At 44.1% G+C, this 16,546-nt stretch carries 16 protein-coding genes and 1 other RNA gene; 3 read left to right on the forward strand and 14 right to left on the reverse strand.

The window, feature by feature from the left end:
• Nucleotides 1-50: 50 nt before the first annotated feature.
• The 3 genes from rpoZ to RP262_RS03440 all read right to left on the reverse strand — a co-directional run bounded on the left by rpoZ (nt 51) and on the right by RP262_RS03440 (nt 2,822).
• On the reverse strand, nt 51-365 hold the full coding sequence (gene rpoZ / locus RP262_RS03430; RefSeq protein WP_002893503.1) for a DNA-directed RNA polymerase subunit omega: 315 nt from the start codon (nt 363-365) through the stop codon (nt 51-53).
• 25 nt (nt 366-390) lie between these two features.
• Complete coding sequence (gene gmk / locus RP262_RS03435) at nt 391-1,023, reverse strand: guanylate kinase (protein ID WP_311154326.1); 633 nt, start codon at nt 1,021-1,023, stop codon at nt 391-393.
• A gap of 185 nt (nt 1,024-1,208) precedes the next feature.
• Nucleotides 1,209-2,822 carry a ribonuclease Y gene (locus tag RP262_RS03440; protein ID WP_311154327.1) on the reverse strand — a complete coding sequence of 538 codons (1,614 nt, stop codon included), beginning with the start codon at nt 2,820-2,822 and terminating at the stop codon, nt 1,209-1,211.
• Between the two features lie 364 nt (nt 2,823-3,186).
• Between RP262_RS03440 and RP262_RS03445 the strand changes: the two genes are divergently transcribed.
• Nucleotides 3,187-3,669, forward strand: a complete 483-nt coding sequence (locus RP262_RS03445; protein WP_311154328.1) for an S-ribosylhomocysteine lyase — start codon at nt 3,187-3,189, stop codon at nt 3,667-3,669.
• Nucleotides 3,670-3,769: 100 nt separating this feature from the next.
• Here RP262_RS03445 and RP262_RS03450 read toward each other — a convergent pair whose 3' ends face one another.
• From RP262_RS03450 to RP262_RS03470, 5 genes are all read right to left on the reverse strand, one after another.
• The gene (locus RP262_RS03450; protein WP_311154329.1) at nt 3,770-5,227 is read right to left on the reverse strand and encodes a cell division site-positioning protein MapZ family protein; all 1,458 of its coding nucleotides are present in this window, start codon (nt 5,225-5,227) and stop codon (nt 3,770-3,772) included.
• 12 nt (nt 5,228-5,239) lie between these two features.
• A complete protein-coding gene (locus RP262_RS03455; protein ID WP_311154330.1) occupies nt 5,240-6,394 on the reverse strand; it encodes a class I SAM-dependent RNA methyltransferase in 1,155 nt (384 codons plus the stop codon).
• A gap of 285 nt (nt 6,395-6,679) precedes the next feature.
• Nucleotides 6,680-7,047: RNase P RNA component class B (rnpB, locus tag RP262_RS03460), an RNA gene on the reverse strand.
• Between the two features lie 21 nt (nt 7,048-7,068).
• On the reverse strand, nt 7,069-7,431 hold the full coding sequence (gene gpsB / locus RP262_RS03465; protein ID WP_125337767.1) for a cell division regulator GpsB: 363 nt from the start codon (nt 7,429-7,431) through the stop codon (nt 7,069-7,071).
• 71 nt (nt 7,432-7,502) lie between these two features.
• Nucleotides 7,503-8,030, reverse strand: a complete 528-nt coding sequence (locus RP262_RS03470) for a DUF1273 domain-containing protein (protein ID WP_311154331.1) — start codon at nt 8,028-8,030, stop codon at nt 7,503-7,505.
• A 67-nt stretch (nt 8,031-8,097) separates the two neighbouring features.
• Here RP262_RS03470 and recU point away from each other — a divergent pair, with 67 nt between their 5' ends.
• Complete coding sequence (gene recU, locus RP262_RS03475; protein WP_002905196.1) at nt 8,098-8,700, forward strand: Holliday junction resolvase RecU; 603 nt, start codon at nt 8,098-8,100, stop codon at nt 8,698-8,700.
• Nucleotides 8,693-10,831 carry a penicillin-binding protein PBP1A gene (gene pbp1a, locus RP262_RS03480; RefSeq protein WP_311154332.1) on the forward strand — a complete coding sequence of 713 codons (2,139 nt, stop codon included), beginning with the start codon at nt 8,693-8,695 and terminating at the stop codon, nt 10,829-10,831. Before recU ends, pbp1a begins: the two co-directional genes overlap by 8 nt.
• A 77-nt stretch (nt 10,832-10,908) precedes the next feature.
• On the opposite strand, the gene pepC is transcribed toward pbp1a, so the two are convergent.
• The 6 genes from pepC to RP262_RS03510 form a co-directional block, all read right to left on the reverse strand.
• Complete coding sequence (gene pepC, locus RP262_RS03485) at nt 10,909-12,243, reverse strand: aminopeptidase C (RefSeq protein WP_311154333.1); 1,335 nt, start codon at nt 12,241-12,243, stop codon at nt 10,909-10,911.
• 78 nt (nt 12,244-12,321) lie between these two features.
• The gene (locus RP262_RS03490; protein WP_311154334.1) at nt 12,322-12,882 is read right to left on the reverse strand and encodes a GNAT family protein; all 561 of its coding nucleotides are present in this window, start codon (nt 12,880-12,882) and stop codon (nt 12,322-12,324) included.
• A 37-nt stretch (nt 12,883-12,919) separates the two neighbouring features.
• Nucleotides 12,920-13,744, reverse strand: coding sequence for an ammonia-dependent NAD(+) synthetase (nadE, locus tag RP262_RS03495; protein ID WP_311154335.1), 825 nt, complete (start codon nt 13,742-13,744; stop codon nt 12,920-12,922).
• On the reverse strand, nt 13,741-15,201 hold the full coding sequence (locus RP262_RS03500) for a nicotinate phosphoribosyltransferase (RefSeq protein WP_311154336.1): 1,461 nt from the start codon (nt 15,199-15,201) through the stop codon (nt 13,741-13,743). Before RP262_RS03500 ends, nadE begins: the two co-directional genes overlap by 4 nt.
• Nucleotides 15,202-15,308: 107 nt before the next feature.
• Entirely contained in the window at nt 15,309-16,223 is a 915-nt protein-coding gene (trxB, locus tag RP262_RS03505; RefSeq protein WP_311154337.1) for a thioredoxin-disulfide reductase, read from the reverse strand.
• A 65-nt stretch (nt 16,224-16,288) separates the two neighbouring features.
• Nucleotides 16,289-16,513, reverse strand: a complete 225-nt coding sequence (locus RP262_RS03510; protein ID WP_311154338.1) for a DUF4059 family protein — start codon at nt 16,511-16,513, stop codon at nt 16,289-16,291.
• Nucleotides 16,514-16,546: the final 33 nt, after the last annotated feature.

Genomic DNA, 16,546 nt, shown 5'->3' on the forward strand with positions numbered 1-16,546 from the left:
CACTTTCCTAAACGTCATTACAGAAAAAATAAGATTGAGCATCCCCAACCTTAAATCTTCTCACCTTCTTCTTTTTCTTTAGCGATTTGCTCTTTAATCTTGCGTTCTTCTTCTTCTTTACGCAGACGCTCTTCTTCTGCCCGACGGCGAACTGCCTCGCGCTTGCCTTCTGGATCTGGATGGATAACGACATTGCCGGATTCAATTTCTTCCAAAGCACGAAGAGTGGATTTGACAGACTTGAATTCCTGCGTAGCGGGAGCTCCAGCTTCAAGCTCATGCGCACGCTTAGCTTCTAAAATAACCAAGGAATATTTTGACGGAACCTTGTCCAGCAAAGTGTCAATAGACGGTTTTAACATCATAATTTTCTACCTAATTTCTAACTTTCTATCGAATAATCGTTTCATTTTTTGGAAGCATGTCCTGATAACGGCCGATAACACGGTCTACTCGGAAATGCTCTGCTTCAATCACGCGCTTGACACGGTCGGCAGCCAGCGACACCTGCTCATTGACAATGGCATAATCATACTCGCGCATGAGGGCAATTTCCTCTTTGGCCTTTTCAATGCGCTGGGCGATAATCTCAGCACTGTCTGTCCCGCGGCCGACCAAGCGGTCTTTGAGTTCTTCTAAGTCTGGAGGAGTCAAAAAAATAAAGACGGCATCTGGAACTTTTTTCTTGACTTGCAAAGCTCCCTGAACTTCAATCTCCAGGAAGACATCAATACCTTTATCCAGCGTTTCATTGACATAAGTCAGAGGCGTCCCGTAGTAGTTTCCTACATACTCTGCGTACTCCAGCATCTGGCCCTGACGAATCAGCTCTTCAAACTCCTCGCGAGTGCGGAAGAAATAGTCAACTCCATCCACTTCGCCTGGGCGCTGAGGACGAGTCGTCATGGATACCGAGTACTGGAATTGGTTATCAGTGCTTTCAAAAATTTCTCGTCTAACAGTCCCTTTTCCTACACCAGAGGGACCAGAAAAGACGATTAGTAAGCCTCGTTCCGTCATCATGTCTCCTTCACAGTCTTTCTATCTAGTGTAACAAAATTAGACTGATATTTCAAGAGGATAGGAAGAAATGTATGTGTCTAGAGTTTTGAGAAAATAGAAAAATAAGCAAGTAATCATACGGAAAATAAATAGACCAGCAGAACATTCAAGAAAAAAGCAATCTGTTACCAGACTGCATTTTTTCTTTATTTAGCGTAGTCAACGGCCCGCATCTCACGGATAACCGTTACCTTGATATTGCCTGGATATTCCAAGTTATTTTCGATCTTTTCACGAACATCGTGAGCCAAAATCGTAATCTTGTCATCCTTAATCTTGTCCGGCTGAACCATAATCCGGATTTCACGGCCGGCTTGTAAAGCAAAGCTGTTCTTGACACCCTTGAAGCTATTAGCGATTTCTTCCAAATCTTGGAGACGCTTGATATAGCTTTCCAGAGATTCACTGCGGGCACCTGGACGAGCAGCACTGAGTGCGTCTGCTGCAGCTACGATAACAGCAATGACACTTTCTGCTTCCACATCTCCGTGGTGGCTGGCAATCGTATTAACAACGATTGGATGCTCCTTGTACTTACGAGCCAGTTCAGTCCCGATTTCCACGTGGCTGCCTTCAACCTCACGGTCAATAGACTTGCCAATATCATGGAGAAATCCAGCACGGCGAGCTAAATTGGCATTTTCACCAAGCTCACCAGCGATAATACCGGAAAGTTTGGCAACCTCAATAGAGTGCCGAAGGACGTTCTGACCATAAGAAGTACGGAACTGCAGGCGACCCATGATTTTCATCAAATCAGGATGCAGGTTAGGTGCTCCGATTTCATAAGCTGCGGCTTCCCCGTACTCACGGATGCGATTGTCAATTTCCAGACGGTTCTTCTCAACCAACTCCTCGATGCGGGCTGGATGAATACGCCCATCTTTCAAGAGTGCTTCCATGGTCATACGAGCAATCTCGCGGCGAATCGGATCAAAACCTGAGAGAGTGACTACTTCAGGCGTATCATCAATGATGACATCAATACCAGTCAGACTTTCAAAAGTCCGGATATTGCGACCTTCCCGGCCAATAATCCGACCCTTCATGCTGTCATCTGGCAGATGCACCGTTGAATTGGTTTGCTCAGCGACATAATCACCGGCAATACGCTGCATGGCTTGGACCAAGATATTCTTCGCAACCTTGTCAGACCGCTCTTTGATATCTTGCTCCGCATCCCGAATCCTAGTCGCAATCTCTTTAGAAAGCTTGTCTTCGGTCTGCGTCAAAATAATATCACGCGCTTCTGTCTGCGATAGCGAAGCAACTCGCTCCAGCTCTGCTGCCTTCTGCTTTTCAAGTTCCGCTACTTGTTCTTCACGCGCATCAATGTGTTTAGATTTATCTGAGAGACTTTGTTCTTTTTGCTCCAAAGCCTTTTCTTTGTTGCTTAAATTATCGTCTTTACGGTCAAGGGTAGAAGCACGCTCGGTCAAGCGGCTTTCGATTTGTTTCAACTCTTGACGTTCAGACTTAAATTCTGCATCAACTTGTTCACGATATTTTCTGGCTTCTTCTTTTGCCTCCAAAAGTGCTTCTTTTTTAAGCGAACTTGTTTCCCGCTTGGCTTCTTTGATAATCAAATCAGCTTCGCGTTCAGCTTGTCCGCGTAAATTGGTTGCTTCTTGTTCAGCATTTAAAAGAGTAAGCTCTGCAGCTTCTTTAGATGATTTCATCTTAGCCGAGACACTTACATATCCAATCACTAAACCAATGATGGCAGCAAAAACAGACATAATTATAGTAAATAGGTCCATGTTTTTACTCCAAATCTATTTAATTGTTGAATTCAAAATTCCATACTATTCTATCACAAATCTAAAAAATTCACAAACCTATTTTTTGAAAATCAAGAAAGCTTTTGTCCATTTTTTAGAGACAAAATCTTCAAAGTTTGCAGAAGCCTGAGCACCAAAACCTTTTCAAGACATAAGCACGATTGTTCAAATTTTTCATTTTTCTAAAACCTAAACTTTATTCCCAAATAAAATTTTTTTATGCTATAATCAGAGAAGAAAATGTGTCTATGAGACAGGCCTTTTCTTCGCTAACAAGACAAACCAATGGCTTGATATCACTAGAAAAACCTTCTCGCACTTGCTACATTGTAAAGGAGAAACCATGTCTAAAGAAGTTATCGTTGAAAGCTTTGAGCTGGATCACACCATTGTCAAAGCGCCTTATGTCCGCCTCATTGGAGAGGAAATCGGCCCTAAAGGCGATATCATTTCCAATTTTGATATCCGTCTGGTTCAGCCCAATGAAGATTCCATTCCGACTGCTGGCCTGCATACCATCGAGCACCTGCTGGCTATGCTGATTCGCAAGCGCATTGATGGTATGATTGACTGCTCACCTTTTGGCTGCCGCACTGGTTTTCACATGATTATGTGGGGCCAACACAGCTCCAGCCAGATTGCTCAGGTCATCAAATCCTGTCTGGAAGAAATCGCTGAGTCAACTAGCTGGGAAGATGTCCCTGGAACAACCATTGAATCCTGCGGAAACTACAAGGATCACAGCCTTTTCTCAGCCAAAGAATGGGCCAAACTTATTCTCAGCCAAGGGATCTCTGACGATGCCTTTGAACGCCATGTGATTTAAAACAAAAAAGTTCTCGAAATCGAGAACTTTTTTTGTGCATGTATAATGAAATTCATCAACAAACTAGAAAGCTAGCTGCTAAAGAAATGTTCAAAGATGACTAGAAATCAAGCGAGTCAGCATAACCCGGACCATTTCCGACGAAGTATCCAGTCTTACAGTTGATACTGAAGAGATAGGTGCCGTCTGGTTTGAAGAGGTTGTAGTAGCCGTTTCCTTTGATAATATTAACGCGTTCCAGAATATAGTTGTCTCCAGAAATGTAGCCGCGCTCACGAGAAGTTTGCAAAATCTTCTCCAGAACACCAGGATTGAATGTCCAAGCTGGATTGTTGACGTCATCAATAGCTGCTTGATTATAAGGAACACGACTGAGATCTCTCTGCAGATTTACTCCGTTGCTAGGAAGACCATAGCCAGAGTATGAACTGGAAGCTCCTGAACCAGAAGCAGACGAGCTTGAACCGCCACTTGTACCCGCACTAGAGCCTCCCTGATCAGTAGCAGGAGCTGGTGTTGGTACCTGTTGGCCGCGTCCTTGGGCAATTGCTGCCTTTAGAACTTCATCGAGCTTAGCATTACCACTTGATACATCTGAGAAAGTCGCATTTGTATTGGCCTTGGCTTCCTTGTTCAAGACACCGTCAGTGATTGCTCCGCCATCAAACTGCGAATTGACACTTTGAATAGCTGAAATCTGCTTGACCAAGGAATCATACTTGCTCTTGGCTGCATCATAGTCTTTGCTGCCTTTTAGCTTTTCAAGTAAGGTTTTTAATTTTTCCAAGTCGCCAAATTTACTGTTTTTGACAGCAGTTTGATTGCTATCTGTGAAAAATGCAGCATACTCATCATTAAAGGACTTCAGATCCTTGGCAGTATTATCAGAGCTAGAGGAAGACGAACTCTTTTTGCTGGACTGCGATGTTGAAGAGCTGGAGCTTGTAACGGTCTTGTGACCCCAATTATGCCCCAGAGCAAAGTAGAGCCCTGTTCCCGCTACAGCAATCCCTAGAAGTCCCAAGACAGGATAAAAGAAAGCTTTTTTCTTGTAGAAAGGTATCTTAGGAACCTGTAATTCCTTCTCATCAAGCGGTTCTGGAATAGGACCGTAAGATGTCTTTTGAACGGGAGCAGCAGCAATCGAATCCGCCTGCTCTGAGCGTTGACTGCGAGAACCTAAGGGGTTTGGAGCTGCTTCTGGCTCACTTGCAGCCTCAGTGCCTGCCGACTGAGCCGTTGGAATCTCCTGTTCACTTTCAACCTCTTGCCGTCTTTCTTTGATGAAGTCGGTCAAATCAGAAGATGCTTGCTCAGCCTGAGCCGTTTCCTGCTCCTGCAGCTTTCTGATTTTCTGGGTTTCAAATTTTCCAGCTTCGATTTCCTGACGGTGCTGCTTGATATACTTATCCAGCACATTGTCGCTTTCATTCACACCGGCTTCCAGCTCCTCTTTCTTACGAGTGGCTTGGCCGACTGTCATTTCCTTGGCCTCTTCAAAATCAAGGACCGACTCTTTCTTTTCTTCTTCCGGTGAGTAGTTTTCTTCTTTCGTCACGGCAAATCCTTTCTAATCTAACTGACGTTTGACCCGCTGGCCAAAATACTGATACAAATCAACTTTTAAAGTACCATTATAAAGCTTGCGTTTTTTATCGGCCTGACTGCCGTATTTACTTTCAAAAACTTCATCGCTAGTCAGGATAAACTTGCTCCAGGTTTTGAGCGGCGAAAAGGTTTCACCCATCTCTTGATAAAGCCGGGTCACAGCCTCATCATCTAGGAGGCGCTCCCCATATGGCGGATTAGAGATAATCACACCATTAATCTTATCTGTATGCAAATCCTGCAATCGCATCTGCTTAAAGTGAACCCGCTCTGCTACTCCTGCTTGCTCAGCGTTTTTTCGAGCTAGCTCTACCATACGGCCATCGATATCCGAGCCAGAAATATCCAGCTGGATGGTCTGATCAATCTGACTGAGTGCAGTCGAGCGAGACTGTGCTACCAAGTCTTTATCCACCCAATTCCAGTCTTCAAAGGCAAAGGAACGATGAAGCCCCGGCGCTATCTTCATCCCGATCATGGCTGCCTCGATACAAAAGGTACCAGAACCGCAAGTCGGGTCAATCAAAGGCTTATCTGGATACCAATTTGATAGAAGTAAAATAGCCGCTGCCATATTCTCCTTAATCGGCGCACCACCTTTATCAGCCCGATAACCACGTTTGAAGAGACTGGACCCTGTCGTATCAATCATCACTGTCGCTACATCTTTTAGAATAGAAACCTCTATCCTAAACTCAGCTCCATTTTCCTGCAGGGGCACCCCTTCCGGACGTGCATAGTGCTTCTGCAGCTTCTTGACAACTGCCTTTTTAGAAATAGCCTGAACACCAGGCTCATTGTGAAGTTTTGACTTGACACATTTAGCCTTGGCAATAGGAAATTTAGCTCCCAGAGGTAGATAATTCTCCCAATCCAGAGCAAAAACTCCCTGAAAGAGCTCTTCGAAAGTCTTAGCAGGAAAACTGCCAACTACAATCTTAATCCGATCGGCCGCGCGCAGCCAGAGATTGGTTTGAATAATGGTACTGACATCACCATCGAAGCGAACTCGGCCATTTTCGACCTGACAATCAAGCCCCAGCTCTCTGATTTCACGGCCGACAACAGCTTCCAGTCCTGCCGCTGCGGTCGCAATTAAATTAAATTTTTCTTTCATCTCGGCTTTTTAAATGGATTCCAATCTATACAAACAAAGGGAGTGAGACAAAAATCGTGATTTCGTCACATCGATTTTCCTCACTCTCCCTTTTTAAATTTTGGGCTGAGAAGGTTTCGCTGCCATTTGTCAGCTAGCTCATTACTTGAAATATCCATTAGACAAATGAAGCAACAGCTAGTTGAACTTGGCAGAGAATAGAGCGCTCAGCCACTCTCTTGCTATTCTATTATAAAATTTAAAGAGGACAGGACTTGCCGTCCTAGCCTCAGCCTATATGCAATTTTCTGTAAGCCATGTTTTGTTCCGGAAATGACTAGGTACCATTTCCTTCGATAATCATCTGTCTACTGTTTCCAGTCAGAGTGCTATGTTCGCTTCCACGCACTCCATGCCCCGACCAAAGTTTGGGTTGCTAGCTTGAGGGGTTTACCGCGTTCCACTTCTTCTGTTTCCAGAAGAACTACGTCACTGTGGCACTTTCAGACCTAATCAGACATATCCAAAGACTTAGCCCTTTCAGTCGCCGTAACGGAAAAATCCGTCCCTAGGCTTATTTCTTCGCCTAGCACAAACACTACCGGCATCACAGCCAGTGCTAGCATGGACTTTCCTCATGAAAATCTAAAATTTCCACGCGATTATCCAAAAATTGCACTGTTCTAAAAGAACCATTATTCACGATCCAGAATTTGTTTCCCGAATACTTCCTTTTCAAGACGGTTCAAGCGCTTCAAGATATCAAAATTAGTCGCAGAAGTCATCTGAGGGAAGTTTTCTGCAGTTGACTGAGTCGCTTGTGTTGATTGGACAGGCTGAGTCGGCTGAACCGGTGCTTTTTCAACCGGCTTCGCAGCCAACTCTTCCTTGAGACGGCGATTTTCCTCACGCAGCTCCTTTACCAAGGCTGCATAAGTCTCATAATCCTTGATAATATCATCCAAAAACTCATCCACTTCGGACTTACTATAGCCGCGTACTTCGCGTTTAAAATCCTGATCAAAAATATCTTTTGCTGTAAAAATAATACTTGCCATCTTCTCTCTCCAATCTAGTTTGTCATATTCAATTATAAACAAAATGCACTATAAAAATCAAGATTTATCATCTAATTTTCCGAAAAATTTTCGGCCACTTCATTCAGGTCATCAAATGTTAATTTTTTGATAAAATACTGTTCTTGTTTTTTCATTTCTTGGTAAAGATATTTCAGTTTTGTCTCCTGTTCTTCATCATAAAAGAGGTAGGCTCCGTCCGTATTTTGAATGATGAATTGATTGTAATCACGAAATTGACTTTGATTTTGGTAGGTCGGATAAGCATACTTGACAAAATCGGTCTGCTTAAAAGCAGCTAATTTTGCTTGATTGGCTTCGTTCCAATTTTCACCTTGATTCTCAAAGAGAAAGATGGTTGCCATCTGAAATTCATAATCCTTTTTCAATTCATTAGCTAGCTCCAAAACCCAAGACTCAAAGCCCAGATTACCCATAAAAACCAGCCAATCTACTCCATCTTCCAAAAAACGGATTAAGTCCCTTTTAGCGGCTTCTTTTATGATTTTTATTCTCATATCTTTTTCCGTTGAAATGCCGATTTCAAAGGCTTTGTAGCCTGTTATTAATAGACTGGTCATTTATTCTCCCTTAAAAAAGTTTTTTGTGGTATAATAGAGTGATGCTATTGTACCAATAAGGAGTTTTATGGTCAACTATCCGCATAAGCTAAAGGCAAAAAGCAGTATTAACAGACCTGTTCCCGGCATTGTTAACTTTGCCAATCGTGGGATGTCTTTTGAAAAGATGATCAACGAATCCAACAGCTACTATCTAAGCAGAGGACTCGCTGTCATCCATAAAAAGCCTACCCCCATTCAGATTGTTAAGGTTGATTATCCGCACCGTAGCCGAGCCAAGATTGTAGAGGCTTATTTTCGGCAAGCTTCTACAACAGACTATTCTGGTGTCTACAAGGGCCATTATATTGACTTTGAAGCCAAGGAAACCCGACAGAAAAAATCGATGCCCATGAAAAATTTTCATTCGCATCAGATTGAGCATATGGAGGCAGTCCTTGAGCAAAAGGGCATCTGCTTTGTCTTACTACATTTTTCCAGCTTAAGGGAGACTTACCTACTTCCAGCTTCTTATTTAATTGAGTTTTACAAGATCGACAAGGGAGGGAAGTCCATGCCTCTAACTTACATCCAAGAGCATGGTTATCCGATTGAAATGCAGCAGCTTCCCAGCATTCCTTATCTTGAAATTATCGAACAAAAACTACTAGGTGGTATTATAAATGAATAAACAAACTCTTATGCAGGCTTTGAAATATCTTGCAAGTGCACTTATAACCCTGCTTATGATTGGATTCGTGATTGGCTGTTTGGTATTTACCTACTATGCGGTCAAGGCTCCCAAGCTTTCTGAAAAAGACCTGATTGCGACCACATCCAGTAAGATTTTTGACAGCAATAACAATTTGATTGCGGACCTAGGCGCTGAAAAGCGGGTCAATGCTGAAACAAGTGAAATTCCTACGGATTTGGTCAACGCCATTGTCGCCATCGAAGACCATCGCTTCTTCAATCACCGCGGGGTGGACTTTATTCGGATTGCAGGTGCCCTTGTTAGCAATATCCGCGGAGGTCGTCAAGGTGGTTCAACTCTGACCCAGCAGTTGATTAAGTTGTCCTATTTCTCAACTTCTTCTTCGGACGCGACCCTTTCACGTAAAATCCAAGAAGCTTGGCTGGCCGCTCAGCTTGAGCGTAAAGCGACCAAGCAGCAAATCTTGACCTATTATGTCAATAAAGTCTACATGTCTAACAGTAACTACGGTATGCAGACAGCAGCCCGAAGCTACTATGGCAAGGACCTAAAAGATTTGAGCTTACATCAAACGGCTCTGCTGGCAGGTATGCCTCAGGCACCTAACCAATATGACCCTTATACTCACCCAGAGGCTGCGACCAACCGTCGTAATCTGGTACTTCGTGAGATGCATGATCTCAAGTACATCACAGATGAACAATATGAGCAAGCCAAGAATACCCCTGTAACCGACGGACTTCAAAGTTTGAAAGCTTCCACTAGCTATCCTGCTTACATGGATAATTATCTTAAGGAAGTAATTGAACAAGTAGAAGAAGAGACTGGTTACAATGTCCTAACAACTGGTATGGAAGTCTATACAAACGTCAACACTGATGCCCAAAAGAAACTTTGGGATATTTACAACACAGGAGACTATGTAGCTTATCCAGATGACGAAATGCAGGTTGCCTCCACTGTTATGGATGTGCAAACTGGTAAAGTCATTGCCCAGCTCGGTGCCCGTCACCAGTCTACCAACGTATCCTTTGGTACCAACCAAGCTGTTGAAACCAACCGTGACTTCGGTTCAACAATGAAGCCAATCACCGATTATGCGCCAGCTCTGGAAAATGAAGTCTATACTTCGACAGCTGCTCCTATCACAGATGCTCCATATAATTTCCCGAATTCCAGCACACCAGTCTACAACTGGGATAAAAAATATTATTACGGGATGACGATTCAATACGCTATTCAGGAATCCCGTAACGTTCCTGCTGTGAAAACGCTGGAAGCTGTTGGCTTGGATGAGTCCCTCAAGTTCCTAAATCGTATTGGGATTAACTATCCTGAAATGTTCTATGTTAATGCCTTTTCAAGTAATACCAGCAAATCCGGCAACGAATACGGAGCCAGCAGTGAAAAAATGGCTGCTGCCTATGCAGCCTTTGCCAATGGTGGTACTTACTACAAGCCTCAGTATGTCAATCGCATCGTCTTCAGTGACGGAACGGAGAAGACTTTCTCCAATAATGGTTCCAAGGCTATGAAGGAAACGACAGCCTACATGATGACCGACATGATGAAAACAGTCTTGCAGTCTGGTACAGGTACAAACGCTGCAATTTCAGGTGTTTATCAAGCCGGTAAGACCGGAACCTCCAACTATGCTGATGATGAATTAGCCAAGCTGACCAAGCCTTACTACTACTCTAGCATTGTCACACCAGACGAGCTCTTCGTTGGTTACACGCCTAAGTATTCAATGGCCGTTTGGACTGGCTACTCTAACCGCCTGACACCAATCCTTGATGACGGGGTTAAGGTTGCAACAGATGTCTACCGCGAAATGATGCTTTACCTAGCTCAAGATGGCTCTGCTTCAGAGGATTGGGAAATGCCAGATGGTCTCTACCGCAGTGGCTCTTATGTCTACCTAAACAGTGGTACCGGCTATAACCGTTACTACAATAACCAGCAATACTATAACTCTTCTAGCTATAGCAGTTACAGTACAGAAGCTAGCTCTGACACATCAGCTTCTGGTGAGCATTCTGGCGATTCAAACAATAGCTCTTCTAGCCACAATGACTCCTCTTCCGGTAACGGTGGAAATGACTAGAGTGACGAAGATTAGAATACAAACTAAAAGAGTAAGAATGAAAAATTCTTACTCTTTTCTTATTCTCTCATCAAAGCTTACTTTGCCAAAGCCCCCATCGGATCCCATGGTGCTAGCACAAGTGGCTCTGCTTCATAAGCAGCTAATTCTGCGGCTGTCAGAAATTCTTTACGAACGACGATTTGATAGGTATATTCGTCCATCCAAGCGTCAGAGGCTACGAAATAGCCCTTGTTACCAACCTTTTCACCCCAAGAGTTTTCGACCTTCCATTTCTTAGCCTTACCATTTTCATCCAAGTCTACCCCTGTCAAGACCATGGCGTGGGTCATGAGGCTTTCGCTATAGTCCAAGCGGCCAGCCTTGTCCTGAGTTAGTCGAATACCCATGCTAGCAGTGAAATCGTGCATCCCCTCTGCCATAACACCGGCCTTACGATTGCTAGACTGACCTACATCCGAGCCAAACCAAACGGTCTCGCCAGCCTGCATTTGCGCAATAGCCAGCTCTTTTAGTCGGTCCATTTCAACATTCAAATAACGAACGGGCTTGCTGCCAACGACATTTCCCAACATCTCAACCGTATAGGACCGACCATAAGGCTTGTCTGCAGTCGGCGCATTGATGATAGAAACATAGTCATCTAGCTTGAGGTCGACATATTTTTGATAGAAAGTCAGAGGTGTCAATCCGCTCTCGCTATGGAAATGATTGTCCTTATCTCGATAAGAGAAGTCAAACTGGCGAGGCGGCAAGCCTAAATTCATAGCTAGAAAGTTAAAGACTTCCTGTAGGAGTTCTTCTTTTTTAGTTTGAAGTTCAGCCGATTCTGCCCCTTCCGCTCTTAATTCTCGCAAAATCTGCGCATCTTGACGCAGGAGTTTATTGAGAATCTGATTGAGCTCGCGACTGTCACTGGAAGAGATTGACTCTGGATAGACCGACTTGGGTACGACCCCATATTTCTCAAAGAGGGAAACAACCATATCCCACTGACCGCCATCCTGCTGAGGCGTGTCTAAGAGAAACTTGACCTTGCGACTAGTCAATTCTTGGTCAGCTGTCGCCAGCACCTGCTCTAAGAACCAGTTGGATTTTTCATATTTATCCCAAAAGAAGGTATGGGCCTGAGATAGCTCAAAATCTTCCAATTGGAAGTTCGCAATCATCTTGTGGCGGAAAGTATTAAGAGCTGCAAACATCCAACAGCGCCCTGAAGCTTTCTGGTCACTGACCTTATCTTTCGTGAGATCTAGTGAAAAAACTGGTGTATTTTCCACGGCAGCGCTTCGCTTCTCCAAAGAAGTCAAAAGGCCATTGTGACTGATAGCATTTTCCATTGCTGCAAACTTGGGATTGGCCTCATAAGCAGCATACAACTTATCTGTAAAATCTTGTTCTAACGAATGCATAGAATCCTCCTTGTCATTATACATCTATTATAGAACTTTAAAAAAGGAGCGCAAGTAAAAAGGCTGGACAAAAGAGTCCTAGCCTTTTTCTAAATCGGATCTTAGGATTCCATAGACGGAAAAATCTTTGACTCGTCCTTTATGAAATACAGCCTGACGGAAAGTGCCTTCGTAGCTCATGCCAGCTTTGGCCATAACACGCCCAGAAGCTGGATTGGCTGTTACAAATCTTGCTGTGACACGATTGAAACCTGCACCTTGCAAGAGATAGATTAAAACAGCTTTCAAAGCTTCTGTCATCAGCCCCTGCCCCCAATAGTCTTTACTTAAAATATAACCGACCTCGCAAGCATTGACTGCCTCATCCATGTCCACCACACTAATATCACCAAGAACATGTTCAGGATTTTCTTTCAGGCAGATGGCCCACTTGTAAAAATCCATGTTTTGATAATTCTCAACCCAGCGAGCAATAGACTGTTTGGTGACTTCAGGACTCTCGTGAGCATCCCAGGTCACATGCAGCAAATTATCCGGACGAGAAGCCCAGTTGTCATACATAGCTTGTGCATCCGATTCCAGAAAAGGTCTTAGCAAAAGATGTTTGGTTTCAATGGACTGTGTACCTATCATTTTCATAGCTTCCTCATTTCTTGGATCAGACTAAAAGAGATTTTCACTTCCAAAACTCGTCAAAAATTGTAATTGGCAAATGCCGTTTGTGCTGCCCTTTATACCACCAAGATTCAATAGTTTCTTGGGCTTGGGCTGAAACGGACCTGCCTTCGAGGTAGTCGTCAATTTCATTGTAGGTCACACCCAGAGCAACTTCATCCGCAATCCCAGGTTTTTCTTCTTCCAAGTCAGCCGTCGGCACCTTTTCATAGAGAGCCGGATCCGCTCCTAAGGCGGCCAAAAGCCGCTTTCCTTGACGCTTATTGAGACGGTAAAGCGGTAAGATATCTGCTCCGCCATCCCCAAACTTGGTGAAAAAGGCCGTGACATTTTCGGCTGCATGATCCGTCCCAATGACAGCCCCACTGTATGAACCAGCCAAAGCATACTGGGCAATCATACGGCTGCGCGCCTTGATATTACCCTTGTTAAAATCAGAGACTTTGGCACCCGTTGCCTCTACAGCCTTTGTCATGGCATCAGCAGATTCCTTGATATTGACTGTCAGACTGACATCAGGTTGGATAAAAGCCAGAGCCTTTTGCGCATCATCTTCATCTGCCTGGACACCGTAAGGCAGGCGGACAGCGATAAAGCGATAGCCATCATCTCCAGTCTCAGCTCGCATTTCCTCTACAGCCAGCTGAGCTAAGCGGCCAGCCAAGGTTGAATCCTGACCACCAGAAATTCCCAGAACATAACTTTTCAAAAAAGGGTGCTTTCTCAGATAGGCCTTAAGAAAGTCCACTGACTTGCGGATTTCTTCCTCCGGGTCAATCACTGGTTTGACGCCCAGTTGAGCGATAATTCCTTCTTGTAGGCTCATTTTTCTGCTCCTGTCTGGTAGGCTTTCTTGCGCATCTGGTCAATCAAATCCATCTTATCCTGCCAAATATCTCTAGCCAGGTCAACTGGATAATCCTGTGGATTGAGAACCCGCTTGTACTCATCCCAGAGTTTATCAAATTCCTTACGGGCATAGGTTTGAATTTCGGTCAGACTTGGCTGATCATAGACTAAATTACCTTCTTGGAAAATCTCCACCAAAAGAGGTACGGCATCAAAATTTTTGACCGTTTTATTGATGTATGTATAGGTCGGATGGAACATTTCCAGCTCTTCCAAGCCATTGACATCAAGGCCATCATAGGTAATGTAGTCTCCCTCGGACTTCCCTTTTTCACGACTGGTAATACGCCAAACCTGCTTCTTGCCTGGAGTAGAAACTTTTTCAGCATTATTGGACAGCTTGATGGTATTGCGCAATTCTCCATTCTCATCTTCAATAGCTACAATCTTATAAACTGCTCCTAAAGCCGGCTGGTCATAGGCTGTAATGAGCTTGGTACCCACGCCCCAGACATCAATCTTAGCCTTTTGCATTTTCAAGTTGAGAATGGTATTTTCATCCAAATCATTGGACGCATAAATCTTAGCATCAGGAAAGCCAGCTTCATCTAATTGCTGCCGAACTTTCTTAGAAATATAGGCAAGGTCTCCAGAATCAATACGGACACCCAGAAACTTAATCTTGTCTCCTAGCTCACGCGCCACCCGAATAGCTGCCGGAACACCTAGGCGCAATGTATCATAGGTATCTACTAAGAAAACACAGTTATGATGAGTCTCAGCATAAGCTTTAAAGGCATCATAATCATTTCCATAGACTTGAACGAGAGCATGAGCATGCGTTCCCAAGACTGGAATATCAAAGAGCTTGCCAGCCCGGACATTACTGGTTCCGTTAGCTCCGCCAATCACCGCAGCCCTAGTTCCCCAAATAGCAGCATCCATTTCCTGGGCCCGGCGCGTACCGAACTCCATCAGAGGCTCATCCTCGATAACAGAGCGGATACGAGCTGCCTTGGTGGCAATCAGGGTCTGAAAATTAACGATATTGAGCAGGGCAGTCTCAACAAGCTGACACTGAGCTAATGGACCTTCCACCTGCACGATTGGCTCATTGGCAAAAACCAAATCACCTTCCTGAACAGACCTTACGGTCAGGCTCATCTTGAGATTCCGCAAATAATCCAGAAACTCTCCGTGATAGCCCAAGGATTGCAAATAATCTAAATCGCTCTGGCTGAATGTCAGATTATTGAGATAGGAAATAATTCTTTCCAAGCCCGCAAAGACTGCGTAGCCGTTATTAAAAGGATTTTTACGGAAAAAAACTTCAAAAACTGCATGCTTGTTGTGAATATTTTGCTTGAAATAAACCTGCATCATGTTGATTTGGTACAAATCAGTGTGCAGCGTTAAACTATCATCTGGGTACATCTTCTTGCTCCTTTATGCTAGATACCTTTTATTATATCATAATTCCAAAAAAGCTAAGCAAATCCTGTCAACTCACTTGAATAGACACACTTGCTTAGCTTATATTCTTATGCTTGCTCTGTAAGATATTTGTAGGCTTCCTGACTGGCAATGGCACCATCGCCAACAGCCGTCGTAATCTGGCGCAGGTCTTTCTGGCGAACATCACCAACAGCATAAATGCCGGCTACTGAAGTCTTCATCTGATGATCCGTCAGAATCCAGCCAGCCTCATCAGTGATACCTAAGTCCGTAGCAAATTCACTAACCGGATCTAAACCGACATAGATAAAGATGCCACCAAAATCTGCTTGGCTAGTTTCACCTGTCTTGACATTCTTGAATGTTACTCCAGTCACTTTACGCTCATCACCATGGATGCTTTCCACCACAGAATCCCAGACAAAGCGAATCTTTTCGTTGGCAAAGGCGCGATCCTGCAGCACTTTTTGTGCTCGCAGCTCATCACGACGGTGAACAATGGTCACACTTTTTGCAAAGCGCGTCAGGAAAATAGCTTCCTCTACCGCCGAGTCGCCACCACCGACAACCAGCAAATCTTCATCACGGAAGAAGGCGCCGTCACAGACCGCACAATAGGAAACCCCGCGGCTGTTGTAGTCTTCCTCGCCAGGAACCCCCAGATGACGATGATTGGCACCAGAAGCAATGATGACTGTTTTAGTTTCAAAACGCTCATCTTCTGTGATGATTTCCTTAAAATCGCCTCGGTCTTCAATTTTTTCTACTAGGCCAAATAGATGTTCAACACCCAGATTCTCAAGAGGCTCAAACATTTTCTCTGCTAGCTCTGGACCGCTGATATTGGCATAGCCTGGGTAGTTTTCAATGTCAGCTGTATTGTTCATCTGACCACCAGGAATACCACGCTCCAGCAGGGCAACTTTTAGGTTGCTGCGGGCTGCATAGAGGGCAGCTGTCATGCCGGCAGGCCCAGCTCCAATAATAATTGTATCGTACATAACTCTTCTTTCTCCTTGTTGTAACTAGAATTATTCTAACAACTTTTCTACAGTTTTACAAGCATTTAAGCTTTTAGGACAATGAGCAAGCCCAGCGTTGCAAAAGACAGGACTGGAATCGTCATAATGACAATCAGAAGGACATCGTACAGATGGCTCTGGCGCTCCTTGGCTGTCTTGTCCTTGCGGTGAATCATCCGCAGTCCAATCCATAAACCCGCAATGATCCCTACACCGACTGCTGTATAAAGCAAGCTCTCGATATAAAGTGCAAATATTTGATCTAACATGTCAACTCCTCAAAGGTCAATCAGCCTTATTCT

This window comes from uncultured Streptococcus sp. (assembly GCF_963456385.1).
Classification (GTDB): domain Bacteria; phylum Bacillota; class Bacilli; order Lactobacillales; family Streptococcaceae; genus Streptococcus.

What these genes read in the sequence shown, in the direction of transcription:
- RP262_RS03470 (WP_311154331.1), bottom strand. Translation starts at nt 8,030, where the DNA reads ATGACCAGTCTATTAATAACAGGCTACAAAGCCTTTGAAATCGGCATT.
- RP262_RS03455 (WP_311154330.1), bottom strand. Translation starts at nt 6,394, where the DNA reads ATGAAAGAAAAATTTAATTTAATTGCGACCGCAGCGGCAGGACTGGAA.
- RP262_RS03440 (WP_311154327.1), bottom strand. Translation starts at nt 2,822, where the DNA reads ATGGACCTATTTACTATAATTATGTCTGTTTTTGCTGCCATCATTGGT.
- pbp1a (WP_311154332.1), top strand. Translation starts at nt 8,693, where the DNA reads ATGAATAAACAAACTCTTATGCAGGCTTTGAAATATCTTGCAAGTGCA.
- rpoZ (WP_002893503.1), bottom strand. Translation starts at nt 365, where the DNA reads ATGATGTTAAAACCGTCTATTGACACTTTGCTGGACAAGGTTCCGTCA.
- RP262_RS03510 (WP_311154338.1), bottom strand. Translation starts at nt 16,513, where the DNA reads ATGTTAGATCAAATATTTGCACTTTATATCGAGAGCTTGCTTTATACA.
- trxB (WP_311154337.1), bottom strand. Translation starts at nt 16,223, where the DNA reads ATGTACGATACAATTATTATTGGAGCTGGGCCTGCCGGCATGACAGCT.
- nadE (WP_311154335.1), bottom strand. Translation starts at nt 13,744, where the DNA reads ATGAGCCTACAAGAAGGAATTATCGCTCAACTGGGCGTCAAACCAGTG.
- RP262_RS03500 (WP_311154336.1), bottom strand. Translation starts at nt 15,201, where the DNA reads ATGTACCCAGATGATAGTTTAACGCTGCACACTGATTTGTACCAAATC.
- RP262_RS03490 (WP_311154334.1), bottom strand. Translation starts at nt 12,882, where the DNA reads ATGAAAATGATAGGTACACAGTCCATTGAAACCAAACATCTTTTGCTA.
- gmk (WP_311154326.1), bottom strand. Translation starts at nt 1,023, where the DNA reads ATGATGACGGAACGAGGCTTACTAATCGTCTTTTCTGGTCCCTCTGGT.
- recU (WP_002905196.1), top strand. Translation starts at nt 8,098, where the DNA reads ATGGTCAACTATCCGCATAAGCTAAAGGCAAAAAGCAGTATTAACAGA.
- pepC (WP_311154333.1), bottom strand. Translation starts at nt 12,243, where the DNA reads ATGCATTCGTTAGAACAAGATTTTACAGATAAGTTGTATGCTGCTTAT.
- gpsB (WP_125337767.1), bottom strand. Translation starts at nt 7,431, where the DNA reads ATGGCAAGTATTATTTTTACAGCAAAAGATATTTTTGATCAGGATTTT.
- RP262_RS03445 (WP_311154328.1), top strand. Translation starts at nt 3,187, where the DNA reads ATGTCTAAAGAAGTTATCGTTGAAAGCTTTGAGCTGGATCACACCATT.